The organism is Simkania sp. (assembly GCF_965215465.1).
Classification (GTDB): Bacteria; Chlamydiota; Chlamydiia; order Chlamydiales; family Simkaniaceae; genus Simkania.
Window position 1 is genome coordinate 2,336,743 of sequence record NZ_OZ244056.1, and the last position, 15,133, is coordinate 2,351,875.

The 15,133-nt window shown below is 44.2% G+C and carries 16 protein-coding genes; 10 read left to right on the forward strand and 6 right to left on the reverse strand.

The window, feature by feature from the left end; all coding sequences use genetic code 11:
• Nucleotides 1-126 precede the first annotated feature (126 nt).
• Both ACOOFG_RS10935 and ACOOFG_RS10940 read left to right on the forward strand, forming a co-directional pair.
• Nucleotides 127-1,491, forward strand: coding sequence for a DUF4135 domain-containing protein (locus ACOOFG_RS10935; RefSeq protein ID WP_420421506.1), 1,365 nt, complete (start codon nt 127-129; stop codon nt 1,489-1,491).
• Nucleotides 1,448-3,235 (forward strand): ABC transporter ATP-binding protein, encoded by a 1,788-nt coding sequence (locus ACOOFG_RS10940; RefSeq protein ID WP_420421507.1) that lies wholly within the window; start codon nt 1,448-1,450, stop codon nt 3,233-3,235. Before ACOOFG_RS10935 ends, ACOOFG_RS10940 begins: the two co-directional genes overlap by 44 nt.
• Before the next feature lie 30 nt (nt 3,236-3,265).
• On the opposite strand, the gene ACOOFG_RS10945 is transcribed toward ACOOFG_RS10940, so the two are convergent.
• From ACOOFG_RS10945 to waaF, 6 genes are all read right to left on the reverse strand, one after another.
• Nucleotides 3,266-3,946: a hypothetical protein gene (locus ACOOFG_RS10945; RefSeq protein ID WP_420421508.1), complete on the reverse strand. Its 681-nt coding sequence runs from the start codon at nt 3,944-3,946 to the stop codon at nt 3,266-3,268.
• A 104-nt stretch (nt 3,947-4,050) separates the two neighbouring features.
• The gene (locus tag ACOOFG_RS10950) at nt 4,051-5,547 is read right to left on the reverse strand and encodes an NAD(P)H-hydrate dehydratase (protein ID WP_420421509.1); all 1,497 of its coding nucleotides are present in this window, start codon (nt 5,545-5,547) and stop codon (nt 4,051-4,053) included.
• Entirely contained in the window at nt 5,544-6,542 is a 999-nt protein-coding gene (locus tag ACOOFG_RS10955; protein WP_420421510.1) for an NAD(P)H-dependent glycerol-3-phosphate dehydrogenase, read from the reverse strand. Before ACOOFG_RS10955 ends, ACOOFG_RS10950 begins: the two co-directional genes overlap by 4 nt.
• Nucleotides 6,543-6,750: 208 nt before the next feature.
• Nucleotides 6,751-7,836: a UTP--glucose-1-phosphate uridylyltransferase gene (locus ACOOFG_RS10960; RefSeq protein ID WP_420421511.1), complete on the reverse strand. Its 1,086-nt coding sequence runs from the start codon at nt 7,834-7,836 to the stop codon at nt 6,751-6,753.
• A complete protein-coding gene (locus tag ACOOFG_RS10965) occupies nt 7,814-8,752 on the reverse strand; it encodes a glycosyltransferase family 9 protein (RefSeq protein WP_420421512.1) in 939 nt (312 codons plus the stop codon). The genes ACOOFG_RS10960 and ACOOFG_RS10965 overlap by 23 nt, the downstream gene beginning before the upstream one ends.
• On the reverse strand, nt 8,746-9,801 hold the full coding sequence (gene waaF / locus ACOOFG_RS10970; protein ID WP_420421513.1) for a lipopolysaccharide heptosyltransferase II: 1,056 nt from the start codon (nt 9,799-9,801) through the stop codon (nt 8,746-8,748). The genes ACOOFG_RS10965 and waaF overlap by 7 nt, the downstream gene beginning before the upstream one ends.
• Before the next feature lie 55 nt (nt 9,802-9,856).
• Between waaF and ruvC the strand changes: the two genes are divergently transcribed.
• From ruvC to ACOOFG_RS11010, 8 genes are all read left to right on the forward strand, one after another.
• On the forward strand, nt 9,857-10,354 hold the full coding sequence (ruvC, locus tag ACOOFG_RS10975; RefSeq protein WP_420421514.1) for a crossover junction endodeoxyribonuclease RuvC: 498 nt from the start codon (nt 9,857-9,859) through the stop codon (nt 10,352-10,354).
• 2 nt (nt 10,355-10,356) lie between these two features.
• Nucleotides 10,357-10,953: a Holliday junction branch migration protein RuvA gene (gene ruvA, locus ACOOFG_RS10980; protein WP_420421515.1), complete on the forward strand. Its 597-nt coding sequence runs from the start codon at nt 10,357-10,359 to the stop codon at nt 10,951-10,953.
• A 141-nt stretch (nt 10,954-11,094) separates the two neighbouring features.
• Nucleotides 11,095-11,280: a hypothetical protein gene (locus tag ACOOFG_RS10985; protein WP_420421516.1), complete on the forward strand. Its 186-nt coding sequence runs from the start codon at nt 11,095-11,097 to the stop codon at nt 11,278-11,280.
• On the forward strand, nt 11,268-11,708 hold the full coding sequence (locus ACOOFG_RS10990) for a hypothetical protein (RefSeq protein WP_420421517.1): 441 nt from the start codon (nt 11,268-11,270) through the stop codon (nt 11,706-11,708). The genes ACOOFG_RS10985 and ACOOFG_RS10990 overlap by 13 nt, the downstream gene beginning before the upstream one ends.
• 50 nt (nt 11,709-11,758) lie before the next feature.
• Nucleotides 11,759-12,088 (forward strand): chorismate mutase, encoded by a 330-nt coding sequence (locus tag ACOOFG_RS10995; protein ID WP_420421518.1) that lies wholly within the window; start codon nt 11,759-11,761, stop codon nt 12,086-12,088.
• Between the two features lie 180 nt (nt 12,089-12,268).
• Nucleotides 12,269-13,639: a tRNA uridine-5-carboxymethylaminomethyl(34) synthesis GTPase MnmE gene (mnmE, locus tag ACOOFG_RS11000; protein ID WP_420421519.1), complete on the forward strand. Its 1,371-nt coding sequence runs from the start codon at nt 12,269-12,271 to the stop codon at nt 13,637-13,639.
• Nucleotides 13,636-14,250 carry an endonuclease III gene (gene nth, locus ACOOFG_RS11005; protein ID WP_420421520.1) on the forward strand — a complete coding sequence of 205 codons (615 nt, stop codon included), beginning with the start codon at nt 13,636-13,638 and terminating at the stop codon, nt 14,248-14,250. The genes mnmE and nth overlap by 4 nt, the downstream gene beginning before the upstream one ends.
• An 83-nt stretch (nt 14,251-14,333) precedes the next feature.
• Nucleotides 14,334-15,029: an ankyrin repeat domain-containing protein gene (locus tag ACOOFG_RS11010; RefSeq protein WP_420421521.1), complete on the forward strand. Its 696-nt coding sequence runs from the start codon at nt 14,334-14,336 to the stop codon at nt 15,027-15,029.
• Nucleotides 15,030-15,133 lie beyond the last annotated feature (104 nt).

Here is a 15,133-nt window from a genome sequence, read left to right on the forward strand (position 1 = left end):
CCAGATGCATTAAGAGCACAATATTTTATTCGTTCTCTTAAAAAAGAATTAAAAAAGATCACCCTTATATTTAAGGGTGATCTTTCCTCTTTTGTCACAAATTTAGGCAGAGTCTTAGACCAAATTTTGCTGCCTACAATCGCTCATGAACTGGAGCTTGCTAAAAACTCAGGCCTCCTTAAAGGAAGTACATCTGCAGAGCGTTATCACAGTTTTTTTATTCAAAATGACCAATTTACACAGCTTGCACTCGAACTTCCCAAACGGTACCCTTTTCTTTTTTCCCAACTAGATCAAGTCATTAAAAGCGCCTTTAACAACCTCAAGCGTGCAATTGACCGCACAACTGCAATGCAATCCTTTTCGAAAATCACAGCAATAGATCTCATTTCACATTCTGATATCCACCGAGGACAACAAGCTCTTTTGCTAACTTTTTCTGACAAGACGCAATGGGTGTATAAACCGCGTGACTTAAAGCCAGAAAAACTCTTAAGTCGTTTCATTGACCATTTAAATTTAGAGCCATCCTATCAATTAAAAAGCCCTAGAGTATTATCCGAAAAAAATTATGGTTGGATAGAGTTTCAAAAGCATACACCTTGTCACTCAAAAGAAGAAGTTCAGACCTACTTTGCGCGCGCTGGAACCCTACTTGCAATTGCCGATGTCTTAAACTTTTCTGACGGTCACTTCGAGAATCTTATTGCTTCAGGTCCCTATCCCATCCTCATCGATTGTGAAACACTTTTTCAAAGTTACCAACAAACAGCACTGCCATCGAAAACGATCTTTTCAACAGGTCTGCTCCAAAAAACAGCTCCTAATAGCAAAAGAAAATTCTACCACTCAGCTTTTCAAGCCAAAAACCAAGAGACCTACCACTTCCTATATCCACATGTTCATGAAGATCGAACAGACTCTCTGCAAGTGGAATTTCATGGTTATCGCGAAGGAATTTTAGATAATCTTCCATACATTGGAGAAGAGTATTTTTCCGCACAAGATTTCAAAGAAGAGTTCTTAAGGGGATTGGCATATGGCTATCAAGCAATCAAAAAAGCCTCAGTTAACATCTTAGCAGATAAACAATGGTGGGAAGCTCTCGCACAAATCGAAGCTCGCACCCTCATGCACCATACAGTGAACTACACCTATCTCCTCCGACGGATTCAGCAACCCGATGCAGGAAAAGATAAGCAAAATGCAGAAAAACTTATCAAAGATAAACTACCCGACACTCCTTACCTGAGCTATGAAGTTGCAGACCTTCTCCAGGGAAACATTCCCTACTTCTACCACTTCCCCAATGACACAACCCTTTATGATGGAAACAACACCCCATACGAAAACTTCTTTCAGGAAACAGCAACTGAACAAATTAAGCAAAATTTACAAATAGACTTAGGAAGAAAAGCTATCGAACTCGTTGAAGAGCACTTAGATTATGCGAAAGAAACTTTTAAATGCGAACCTGCTAAAGCAAGCTAAAGTCATTGGCTACTCGCTTAAACTCCTGTGGCAATCTGCCCCTAAAGAAACTCTCCTGCTCGCGCTATGCCTTGCCATTCAAGGACTCATTCCCGCACTCACGCTCATCACTTTTCGCGAAACCATCCACTTTCTGACCAATCACATCACCCCCTTTCCTTGGTTTATCTTTGCCCTTTGGGCTGTCGTTCTCTTTGCTGAAACCCTATTTGAACCTGTCCTATCCTTCTTGCGCTTACGCGTGAATGAAAAAATTCTCGCCCATTTCAATATTCTCCTCATGAGAAAAGCCAATGACATCAAAGGACTCGGTTTTTTAGAAAACAAACAATCTGCCAGCGAGCTCAAACAGCTCAGAGACGAAGTGCGCTACCGCCCCATTAACTTGATTTACATTTTGACAAGCGGTGTGCGTGAATGGATTGGGCTCGTGTCTGTTCTTATTTTACTTTCTACAGCGATTTGGTGGCTCCCTGTCCTAATTCTTATTGCAGCACTGCCTCACGCCATTTCCACCATGTGGCGGGAAAAACAAGCGTGGGATTATGCCTTACTGCGTAGCCCTGAGTCGCAACAAATGTCCGCGCTTTCACAACAAACACTGGATTTACGCGCTGCAAAAGAAATTCGCCTGTTTGGATTTGGCGACTTTCTCATCAAAAAGTACCAAGCGATTTCTAAAGACTTTCAGCACCAAATGAGTCAAAAGCGGCAAGCGCTTTTTTCTCGCTTTCTTCTTCTTTCTTTGCCAAGCATTTTAGAGGACTTTCTCATTTTCTATCTCGTGATTTCCCATGCGATGAGTGGTCTGATGAAAAGTAGCGAAGTGGTGATGGCCGTTCAAGGACTCATTACAGTGCAGCGAACCATTGGCCTCATCACACAAAATCTCGGAATGTTTGCTCAAGTCTACTCCTTTTTCGACAAGTTCCGCGACTTCATGCAGAAAACAAAAAGCCACCTTTTTGTCCCACGCAAAACCAAAACACTCTCGAAAATTCATGGTGACATCACGTTTGAAAACGTCAACTTTGCTTATCACAAAGACACACCTGTTTTGAAAAATATTAACCTTAAACTCAAAGCCGGTGAAACCATTGCTTTAGTAGGGGAAAATGGTGCGGGAAAATCTACACTTGTGAAATTGCTTTGCCGCTTTTACGATCCCAATCAAGGCATGATCAAAGTGGACGGCACAGATTTAAAAGAGCTCGACTTGCCTTGGTGGTATGAGCACATGAGCTGTGTGTTGCAAGACTTTGCTGAATATCCCATGACCATTCGGGAAAACATTGGGATTGGCAATTGGAAACAAATGCAAGACACGTCGCTGATTGAAAAAGCTGCACAGCAAGGCGGACTTCACGCCGTTCATTTTAATAAAGGGTACGATACGCTTTTAGGAAAACCGTTTGGTGGGACAACGCTTTCTGGGGGCGAATGGCAAAAGATTGCCGTTTCTCGCGCTTTCATGCGCCCTGCAAACTTCCTCATTTTAGACGAGCCCACAGCCTCTCTTGATGCACGTAGCGAACGCGAAGTGTTTCACTCGTTTTCACAACTTTCCAAAGGAAAAACCTCCCTTCTCATCACCCACCGTCTAGGATCAGTCTCCATGGCAGACCGCATCCTTGTCATGAAACAAGGAGAGATCATCGAAGACGGCACACACGAAAAGCTCCTCCAGAAAAACGGCGAATACGCTGCTCTGTACAACATGCAAGTTAAAAACTATGCTCTCTGAGTCCGCTTCATTCCGTGTTGAGGCCTATTTTCATTTTCTAACTTTTGATGAAAAACTATTAGAGAAACCATGCATTTCTCGCTTACAAGCCGGCTTTTTCGCCTTTTTTATTGAAGAAGGTTTTAGGGTCTTTGTAAATTTTAGCTGTGTCATCGTATGACCAAAGCTACTTTGAATACACTCTCTTTCACAGTGCACATTATGCGCCTCAAAAGCGTTAAAAACAGCTGGAATCACAAGCGCTTCTAAGAGAAGAGAGTAATTAAATATATATTGAGGTTGAGGCTCACTTTCTGAACAAAAGAAGTGCCCAGAAGTTTCCTTGTCTGTTAGCCTCTCAATGATACTTTGAGAGTCGTAGTGGACTCTCGCAAAAACCATAAGAGCTCTTTCCTCTTCAGATATTTCAGGAATATGCAAAAAATCATCACAATCACGTGGTAAGGGAGTACATTGACTGATAGGTAAACGCTTCAGAAAATAATCGGCTCCGCGATTAAAAAAAGTGCGTTGCCATTGAGGCATTCCTTCAAGTTTGCCTTGTTCGAATGCTGACTTTGATTGCTGATAATCAGCCCGACAACGCTCGGCTACTCTGATATCATAAAAGTATTTACTCACTCTAGATGTAGAAGACATGAGCTGTTTTCCCTCTTTTAAGAATATGATAAAAAAATCATAAGAAAGTTTAGTCAATGCATAATTTTGCATCAAGCAAAGCAGTTATTTTAAGCTGTTACTATTTTATTTTTAAAATTTTTTTTGATTTTCACTGACATTCTTCTCTTTTTAAACGAAAAGGACTGCTTTTCAAACTAAGAAAGCTCTTTAAACACCTGAGGTAGAGCATTTAATAGATCAGAAGCAATGAGATCATACGAGGTGTTTTTCTCGGCAACACACTCGCCTGCTCGTGCATGCATGTACACTCCGAGAGCTGCTGCTTTGCGAGGAGGAAGCTTTTGAGCAAGAAGAGCTGCAATCATTCCGGTTAGGACATCGCCAGTTCCTGCAGTAGCCATGCCTGGGTCACCGCGGGCAATGATCAGTGGAGGCTTGTCCCCATGAAAGATAAACGTCGGAGCCCCTTTCAAGACCAGAGTGACATCATTATCCAGGGCAAATTTTTGGCATTCCTCAAACATGTCGTCGAACTGCTCCTTTCCAAGCAGCTGAAGCATCTCTCGATGATGAGGAGTGAGAACACATGGGAAGGTAAGCTTGGCAAACATCCCCTTCAAATGAAACAGTCCGTCGGCATCGATGACTGTTGGAACAGTGATTTGATCGATAAAGGACTTCAGAAAAGTGCCCCGCTCTTCTGCGCGACCTAAACCAGGGCCAATGAGCATGGCAGCTGCCCGCGACATTTCGAGAAGCAGTGCAGCAGGATCGTCCTTATAAGGAGTTCGGATAACTTCGTAGGGAGCATGCAAAAGTTCATTTTCCATACCCATGGGATGATAGAGCCGAATGATGCCGGCGCCTGTGCGTAGGGCTGCCAAACACGTTAGCATCGCAGCACCAGGCATACCTGGTGAACCTGAAACCGCCAAAATATACCCGGCTTGGTACTTATGCCGCGTGCGGGTGAGTTCAGGGAGTAGATCGGGCAGGCTTTTTTCATTGAGCATGTGAGCCATGCCCGAAGCTTGATGCACATAGCGAAGCTCTAAACCAAAATCGACAGAAGACAGTTTTCCAATATGGTTGTACCCCTCACCGAGGAAAAATCCCATTTTGGGAAGGCCAAGATAAATCGTTTCTGTGGCATCAATGGCCACGGGATTGACTTCACCTGTATTCCCATTCACTCCAGAAGGAATGTCGATCGCGAGTTTCGGCTGCTTGCTTCGATTCACATGCTTCACTGTGTCGAGAAGGATTCCTTCTAGTTTTCCTTGAAAGCCGGTTCCTAAAAGTCCGTCTAGTAAGACTCCCCTGCAGGAAATTTCAGACGCTTTTTTTGGGAAAAATACAAGACCTCCGGCATCTGTAAACGCTTGCTTGTGCTTTTGACAAAGGGGGCTGGATTCTTCGGTGGGAAAAAGATGATACGCTTGGACGGTGTACCCTTTTTTCAAGAGCAAGGTCCCTACAACAAAGGCATCTCCCCCATTATTTCCTTTTCCTACGAGGAGGGTGACTCGCTTTTGAAGTCGCTTTTCTTGAATAAATAAAGCGACGCGCTCGGCAATGCCGGCGCCGGCTTGCAACATGTATCCTTCATCGGAAGCTCCCTGTTGAATGCTAAGCTTCTCGATGCGCGCCATTTCCCTTGCGGTAATGACTTTATATCCTTCAAGACTCACAAATGCTCTTGCTTGACAGCTCTAGTTAATAAGGCTTCGACAGCTTCTTTTGAGTTGAGCCCCTCGTAAATAATCGAGTAAACAGCTTCTGTAATCGGCACAGGAACATTGGCTTTTCGGCTGAGTTGAAGCGCTGAAACACATGTGTAAGCACCTTCCACAACCATTCCAATTTTTTCCCGAGCTTCCTCTGGGGTCAACCCTTCTGCCAATAACTTACCAAATATATAATTGCGGCTTAAAGTGGAAAGACAAGTTGCGCAAAGATCGCCCATGCCCGACAGGCCGCTCAGGGTTTCGGGACGGCATCCCTTGACAATCGAGAGTTTGCGGATTTCATGCAGCCCGCGTGTCATAAGTGCGGCTTTGGTGTTTTCTCCAAACCCGAGCCCATCGGCAATGGCGCATGCAATCGCGATGATGTTTTTCATGGCACCACCAAACGAAACTCCAGGCACATCATCATTAGGATAGACGCGAAAGAAGGGTGTTGAGAAAAGATCCACGATTTGGAGAGCTAAGTTGGGGTTATAAGCCGCCGCCACTACAGAGGTGGGCAGCTTTTGCATGACTTCATTGGCCAAACTCGGTCCAGAGATGGTCCCAATCCGATTCTTATAATCTTCACCCAAAACCTCAATCGCCACTTCAGACATCAGGAGGCAAGTATTCTGCTCGATCCCCTTCGAGGTCAAAATCAGTGGAGGTCCTGTCAAGCCAGTCTCTTTGACCATTTCAAGAACTGGACGAAGCCCCTTTGAAGTCACCGATTCGATAATGAAATCGGCATCTTCGAGAGCTTCTTGTAGATCGGTCGTTAAATAGAGATTTTCTTCGGCCTTATGGTCTCTAAGCTTAGGATGGGTATCCCCTCGCTTGAGAACTTCTGCCAAACTGAGATTCCCCGTCCATAAAAAGACATCATAACCTTTTCCTGCTAGGAGATTCGCTAAACAAAATCCCCAGGCACCGGCCCCTAAATAAGCAATTTTCATGCAAACCCTTAAAAATTTTTTTATATTTATTATACCATTTACGAAAATAAATTACAGGCATAGCACGGAGATTTTCGAGGAAAAAATGATGTTTGGAGAAGAGCTTGAGCCACAAGTTGGTTAGCGAGATCGAAAACTAAATTTTACCCGAAAAGGTCAAGCTAGATTCACTAAGTTATTTTTGATAAATGGTACTTTATACCTTGTATCAGCTTTTTTCGCTAATGAGCGCATTCACAATGGCATCGGCGACAATCTGAGGGTTGTCAGGCCCTGAAAGATTTTTTAAAGGGGCAAAACATTTTTTGCGATCGCCCACAATGACCCTAAAGGAGTCCGCATAGGGGAAGATATCAAAAATAAAAGTTTCAAACTTCCAGATCCAAGCCTCTTCGGTTTTCCACCCATCCGGAGTCGAAATCAGTCGTTTTCCCTTTTTATGTGCCAAATGCCAAGGCATCTCAAAGGCCCCTTCTATCAGTCGCTCAATGTAATCCATCGAGCAAGAGAATAGCCCCGAATTTCCCAAGTTGTAGGTGAGTCGCTCACCGCTGCGTCCCATTCTGACGGAATCAGACACTTCACTGTACTCACGAATCATCAATTTGCCTTGCTTTTCAACAATCACTCCCAGCTTCTCCTCAGGGTTGACCCGCTCAATGCATTTCAGTGCGAGATCGAGATGGTCTTCTACGTGACAAGCTAAAAGCTCTCCATCAAACGGTTCAGCCAAGGGATTATCAACAGGAACGACTTGAATATACTCGACTCCCTTTTGACGCCATTTTTCCCAAATAGGTGTGCCGTAGAGATGAAACAAAGCCTTCCCGTTTCCAGCTGGAGCCTCCGCAATTTTGTCAGGCGCTTCATAAAACAGATAGCCCTGATCATCACACATCGGAATCAATTCTTGCTGATAGAGATCGACCTGCGAAGGAGACAGCCCAAAGTAATCATTTGCTTGGAGGTAGGCCAAGGTTGCTTCATGATTGAGGGGAGAGGTCATGATGGCAACCGATAAGTTGGTCCCTTTGGATTTGATTCTTTCAAAGTGGATCTGAAAAATGCTTTTCTTTTCTTCGAGTGGAAGTTCAAAACATCCTTTAGGGCCTTCAAATCCAAGTCGGGTTCCTTGACCACCCGCAAGGATTAAGACTCCCATTTTTTCAAAGTCATGAGAAAGTGCTAACTCACGCACCACACGCTCACTCGCAACTGGTGAAAAATCATGGGGGCTTGCTGCAGGGCTTTGCTGCAAAATCTGTTTCACTTCAGCAAGGGGATGCTTGTTCATGTTCCTCGGGATTGAATAGTGCTCCGAAGGCTGATTCAGGAGATATATTGGCAACATTGTCATCTTTTCCTATTAAGGGAATATGTTTAAAATGAGGGTTTGGTGAGTCGACCTTTTGGCGCAAAACTCCCTGACGCGGATCAGCCCATAGAGACACGACACGAACGGGAAAGTCACTATCAACATAATAAGCGATCGAAAGAACTCCCGAGTCAGGCACAACCAAGTAGCTGCAGTAATTTTTAATCACAGAAAGCATCTCAAAAACCGTGGTTTCTCCACGCAAATCGACAATGTGATCCATCAGAAAAGAGCGGTCTTTTTCCATTCCAAAAAGAATCACTTTTCCTTTGTGCTTCTCTTGAATACGAGTAAACAGTTCCTGCCAGTAAGAAAGTGGCCAATTTTTTTCATACTTGTAGTAACCACCAGTTTCTGTATCAACATGAACCCCTATATAGGTTTCCCCTTTCTGAAGTTGGTACTTTTCAGCAAGTGCATCCCACTCCTCCCGCCATTGCAACTTGGGGGTCAATGTGCCAAGCTGCCACTTCAGCCATCTTGTGGGATCGGGATTTTCTAAAATCACATCAAAAACATCAGGTGTCAGTTGGTGCTCAGCTAAACTTTCCGTGATATCAATCAGTTTTCCTCGTTCCCAATGATCACAGGGCAAGATATGTACGTTTTCCAGCATTTGAAATCCTGGTGCTAAATCAGGCCGTGTCAAAAACGTGACAGACGCATGAGGAATGAACGAGCGAATCCGATAAACAAGAGCATAAAGCCCAAGAGGGATATCACCCAATCCCCGATTCCAAATCACGAGAAAACGACTTTGGTTTTCACTTGCCGCTTTCTTTAACAGCTGATCAAAAGGATTAGGACGGATAGCACCGATGATTTTTTTTAGCATGTCACCTGCTCGTTTTGATGAAGTGTATCGAGAACCCGTTTGAAAACATCTTCTACCGTCAATCCTTTCATACATGGGAAGTCAATCGGACAAACTCTCTTGAAACACGGAGAACAAGGCACTTTCTTTTGCATGACTGCTTGGCTATGACGATAAGGCCCCGTCGCAACTGGATCGGTCGATCCAAAAAGCGCTACAAGGGGAACATCCAAGCTATCGGCAATGTGCATCGGCCCACTATCATTGGTTAAAAAGACAGAGCAAATCGAAATGAGGGCCATGAGTGAGCGTAAGTCTGTTTGCCCTGCTAAATTCACAGCACGAGCTGGAAGTCCAGTGCAAATCTCATTGATCAGTTTCTTGTGCGACATATCACCAAAAAAGAGAACAACGTGCGCGGGATCTTCATCGATCAATCGCTGCGCCACTTCTCGAAATCTTTCAGGAAGCCAACACTTAGCAGATCCATATGCTGCACCTGGATTGATCCCGATCAGCTTCGCTTCTGCTGGAATGTCAAACCGCTTGACAAGGTCCCATGCTGCCTCAGCCTCTTCTTCTTCTAGAAAAAGTCGCGGAGCTGTTTCAGAGCGAGGAATGCCAATGTGCTCCAGTAAGGCTTTATAAGTGAGCACCAGGTGTTGCGTTTTTCTTTCTTTGGGAAATGGAACTGCTTGATCGAGTAAAAAAGCTCTTCCATCTGCGCTAAAACCGACCTTATTTTTCACACCTCCTTGCCAAAAACGCCAAGCAGAAGAAAAGGAGTTCGTGAGAAGCAAGCCGAGATCGTATTTTCCATCGCGTAGTTTCTCGACAATATTCCTTTGTCGAATACGCCGGATCATTCCCTTTGCACGTGAAAAGAGGAAGAGTTCATCAACTGCAGGATCTGCTTCGAGCAACGTTCCGATTTTTTCATAAACCATGGCAGTGATCGATGCATCTGGAAATGCTGCGCGTAAATCTGCCAAAATCGGAGTTGCCATCACGAGATCGCCGATCCAGTTTGGCATCCGAACGATAATATTTTTCGGCTGCAATTTTTTCATGCCCTCCAGCCTAACATATTTGAATATTTACCCAAAACTGATCATAATTAAATCTATGAGCACTCGAAAAAAGATCTACACTATTCTAGGGATCGATCCCGGAACCCGGATCACAGGCTACGGCATCGTCAAAACCGATCTCACGACTCACGAGCCCTTAGATTACGGAGCGATCCGCCCCCCTCCAAAACTCCCCCTGTTCGATAGACAACTCATCATCCACGAAGCCATCGTTCACCTGCTCGAATCACACACGATTGATGCCATCTCTATCGAAAGTCAATACGTCAGCAAAAACCCCCAAAGCGCACTCAAACTCGGCATGGCTAAAGGAGTAGCTATTTTAGCTGGAACGCAGCGAAAAATTCCGGTTTTCGAGTATGCTCCTAAAAAAGCAAAAATTGCCGTCGTTGGAACGGGCAATGCAACCAAAGAGCAAGTCGGCCGGATGATTCAAGCCTTGCTCAATTTGCCTGAAGTGCCCCATCCTGAAGATGCCGCCGATGCCCTTGCTTTAGCGATTTGCCATTCACACAATATCACAAGGATTTGATCATGCTGGAGTACATTAAAGGAGTTTTAGTTGATATGACACCGAACAAGGCTGTCATAGACGTCAATGGAATCGGACACGGCCTCTTCATTCCCCTTAGTACCTACTCAAATCTGCCCCAAATCGGCGAAGAAATTCTTCTCTACATCTCAACAGTCATCCGGGAAGATTCACACCGTCACTTTGGGTTCCTTTCTCGTGAAGAAAGAGACCTCTTTGAAATGGTTAGCGATGTTTCAGGCATTGGCCCTAAAACGGCCCTTGCCCTCATTGGCCACCTCGATCATTCTGATTTGGAGTCTGCGATTACCCACGCCAATGTCAACCTCCTCTCCAAAATTCCAGGCATCGGAAAAAAGACAGCCGAAAGACTCATTGTCGAAATGCGCGATAAAATTCATAAAAAGCTCAAACACGTCGCTCCTTCTATCCCCATAAAAGGTAAAGATAATTTGAACCAAGATGCCATGAACGCCCTCATGAACCTTGGCTACAACACCCTCCAAGCCCAAAAGGCCGTTCAACAGGCTCTGACACAATTTGATTCTCCTCCCCCATTGAGTGAACTCATTAGTTGTGCCTTAAAAGGCATAGCATAACTTTAAATTTTTTTTATTTAAGAACACGCAAACAAACAGCAAAAAAATTTCCTCAACCAGAATTATTCGTGCATTAAAAATCGTTGTTTTTTATAATTTCCCTGATTTTCAAAAAAAATTATCACAAATTAAAGGAAAATTATGACGACCCAAGTTGCAAACCTTTTTAAGGCAATTGATACACCTTATGTGAAACCAACAGCAGCAGAAGATCTATACGATTTTTCTGGAGGCGGAAATTATTCTTTACATCAGGACAACACTCAAAAATCACGAAGCTCGATGAAAATTCGCAAAAAGAGATTTTTGCTGGAATGTGGGTCCTAAAACTCGAGCCACCTAAAGAGATTCGCAGTAAAGACAATCCTTACTTAAAGGAATTCCATCCAACAGATAACATTACAGATAACATTTTCGTTCATAGCGATCCTAAAGAATATGAGGGCCTTGAGTGGTTGAAAGGAAAAGTCAATCGTATCTTGACTACTGTGAACTTGTCGCCTATGGCCCCCCTTAAAGAAGCAGACGACCTTGAAACAGATGAAAACCTCAAAAAATTGGGCCTTAAGGAGCTTCAGTGGATTGTTTTAAGTATTTGCTACTCGTCAAAGCTTGAGCTTTCTGCAGCTGATTTCAATAAATTGGTTAAACAAGCTAAGAAGATCGAAAAAGACGATCCAACAGGACTTGTAGACGCTCTCAAAAAAGCTGAGTCAGTGGAACACCTCAAGTTTCTCGTGCAATATATCAAGTAATTCCTATTTATGTTACATCCTGCCTTGTGAAAGTACAAGGCAGGATAACTATGAGAAAATTCATTCTATTCCTTCTTCTATCGATGGGGTCTATCTCTGCAGAAGAAATCGTTAATTTAGACCTCCTACGAAAAGAGCTAGATATCATCGACCAAAATATCGTTTCCCTCTTTGCTCTTCGTTATCAAGTGGTCAAGCAAGTCGCCACTTATAAAAAACAGCATAACATTCCAGTTTATGAGCCAAAACGAGAAGCAGAAGAGATAAAAAAGCTTGGTGAGCTTGCTCAAAACTATAAAATAGATCCCGATGTCATTGAACAGATTTTTCAAATTTACATTACTTATTGCAGGGAGTCAGAAACTCAGCTCTCCAAATAAATCTACAGCTAATTTCAGTAAACTAGCTAAAAGCGCAAAGAAAGTGAAAAAAACACTTCAACAAGACTTGTGGACGCTCTCAAAAAAGCTGAGACAGTGAACCAACTCAAGTTTCTCGTGCAACATATATAATCATTTTTTGCCCATCGGCTAAATGGGGCGATGTGCTAAACTTTCTTCATGGAATTTACGCTCCGCACCTACGAAAAAGGTCAAACAATCGCAGCTGTCGCTACCCCACCTGGTGAGGGAGGCATTGCTGTCATCCGGATCTCGGGTGATGAAGCTCTGGACGTAGCTGATAAAATTTTCTCCGGCTCCATTCACTCATACAAAACCCACACCGTCCACTTTGGAAATATCCTCGATGAAAATGGCGCATTTATCGACGAGGGACTTGCTGTCGTGATGCGCACTCCCCGCTCCTATACTGGAGAAGACACCGTTGAAATCCACTGCCATGGCGGCACCTTGATCACCCAAAAAGTGCTCAAAGCAGCTCTCCGCTCAGGAGCAAGAGCCGCCCTTCCAGGAGAGTTCACTTGTAAAGCCTTCCAAAATGGAAAAATTGACCTGACAAAAGCCGAAGCAGTCCAACAAGTGATCGCTTCGAAAAACTCCCTCGCAATGCAAGCTGCAGAAAACCAGCTTCAAGGAAAACTCTTCAAAACCATCGCAGCTTTTCAGGAAAAGCTCACCGACATCACTGCCATTTTAGAAGCTTGGGTTGATTTCCCCGAAGAAGGGCTTGAGTTTGCATCCCATGAAGAGATGCTTGCCATGCTCACAGCCATTATAGAAAAAATGCAGCACCTCCTAGCCACCTTCCATGATGGAAAACGGCTGCAAACCGGCCTTTCCATTTGCCTCCTCGGCGCCCCAAATGTGGGAAAGTCGTCACTCATGAATGCCATTGTTGGAAAAGATCGCGCCATTGTCACAGATATTCCTGGAACCACACGCGATATTCTCGAAGAAGACATCGAACTGGCCGGCCTCAACTTTCGCCTCCTCGACACCGCTGGCATCCGCGACACAGAAGAAGTTGTCGAGCGGGAAGGAGTCAGACGTTCTGTGGCAGCCGCCAAAGAAGCCGACCTCATTTTACTCGTGGTTGACATCTCCAACCCCTCGATCGATACAGACCTAACGGCAACACTGCCCAAAAGACAAACACTTGTCGTTTGGAACAAAACAGATTTAAAGCCCGTTGATCAGCTTCCCAACCTCCCCTTTGATGCAGTAGAAGTCTCCGCTAAAAACTACGAAGGACTGGATCAGCTTAAAGAGGCTGTGCATCAAATTGTTTGGAAAAGCGGCCCCCCTTCGAAAGAAGAAGTGGTTTTGACAAATGAGCGCCATTTCCAAAGTTTAGAACGCGCCATTCAAGCCACTCAAAACGTCGCATCTGGGCTAGAGCAGCAGCTCTCACCTGAGTTTCTCACCTCAGATATCCGATTGGCTTTAAAAGAACTTGGCACTATTATTGGTGTCAACATTACTGAAGATATCTTAAGTGCCATCTTCTCAAAATTCTGCGTCGGAAAATGAACAAAAAACAGCGCGCTGCATTCGTCCAAAAAACGCTCAATCATCACTTTCCCAAAACTCCTATTCCTCTTAAACACACAAGTGTCTACACCCTTTTAATAGCCGTCCTTCTTTCTGCCCGCTGCACTGATAAACGGGTCAATGAAGTTACACCCAAGCTCTTCGCTAAAGCCTCAACGCCGAAAGCAATGGCAGCCCTCTCCGTACAAACGATCCAAGCAATTATTAAACCTTGTGGACTCTCTCCTACCAAAGCAAAAAACATCAAAAAGCTCTCAGAAATCCTCGTCGAAGAGTATGGAAGTCGCGTGCCTAAAGAGCTGGAAGAGTTAGAGCAATTACCGGGCGTAGGACATAAAACAGCATCTGTTGTAGTTGCTCAGGCGTTTAAACAACCGGCCTTTCCGGTCGATACACACATCCATCGCTGCGCCAAAAGATGGGGGTTGAGCTCAGGCAAAAACGTCCAACAAACTGAAAAGGATTTGAAAGCTCTTTTTCCCAAAGCCTCATGGCGCAAGTTGCATTTGCAAATCATCTTTTTTGGACGCGAGTACTGCACCGCCCGCGCTCACAAAGTCTCAGAATGTCCCATTTGCAGCGAACTGTGAATCTTAGTCTCTTTTCTTTCTCTAGTAAAAAATCGGCCCTCAGGGTATGATTTTTTTGCTATTTTCAAAAAACGGAGGAAAAAATGGCATCAGTAGAAAACGTCAATCCCTTTATGCCACTCTTAGCCTCATACGCCCCAAAGTACAACCCTGCATCGGAGTCTCCTGTAGGTCCAAGTGTTCTAAGTGAATGTGAAGAAAATCGCCCACAACAAAAACTCCCACAGCTCATAGAACAAATGGCTGACATGCAAGATGTGGTGAATCAGATCAGCAATTACATTTTAGCATATGGAGTGCCTTTGCTCATCGCGCCAGGTGAAGAGAAAACAACTCAATCGCCTTTTCAATTTATAGCAGAGAAGTTTCCAACCTCTATTCTTAAAGGGGTGGTCACAGAATTATCTCATCGAAATCCAACTTTCGTTGAAACGGCTTGTAATTTTCGAGGCCCTGATAATATGAAAGCCATTCACTACGCAGCCAAAGCAGGAAGAATTCAAAATGTTGTTCTCTTACAAAATTACATAATGTTCAGTTTACAGCAAAAAAATGCGATAGGACAGACCCCTTTGGACCTCGCTCCTGATAAAGAAGCTTTGCAAAGCGCTTTATCTGCAGCTGAAGCAAAGCCATTAGATTCTTACAGCATTTCTGTAATCAAACCAAGTGAAAACCCTCTACATGCCCTTGTACTAAATGCAGGAGGAGCTGAAAAGTTTATTCGCCAAGGTGCGGAAAATTTTGTGGAAGCTTGCCTCAGTCCGGAGAGTGCTTAGTTACTCTGATCTCGTCTCTGGGCTCTTTAGCTCTGTAGGGATTGGGTGGCGCGTCCGAATTGCTCGCCCATTTTAGCTTTCACCTCGATTTGCTTTTTAGACGA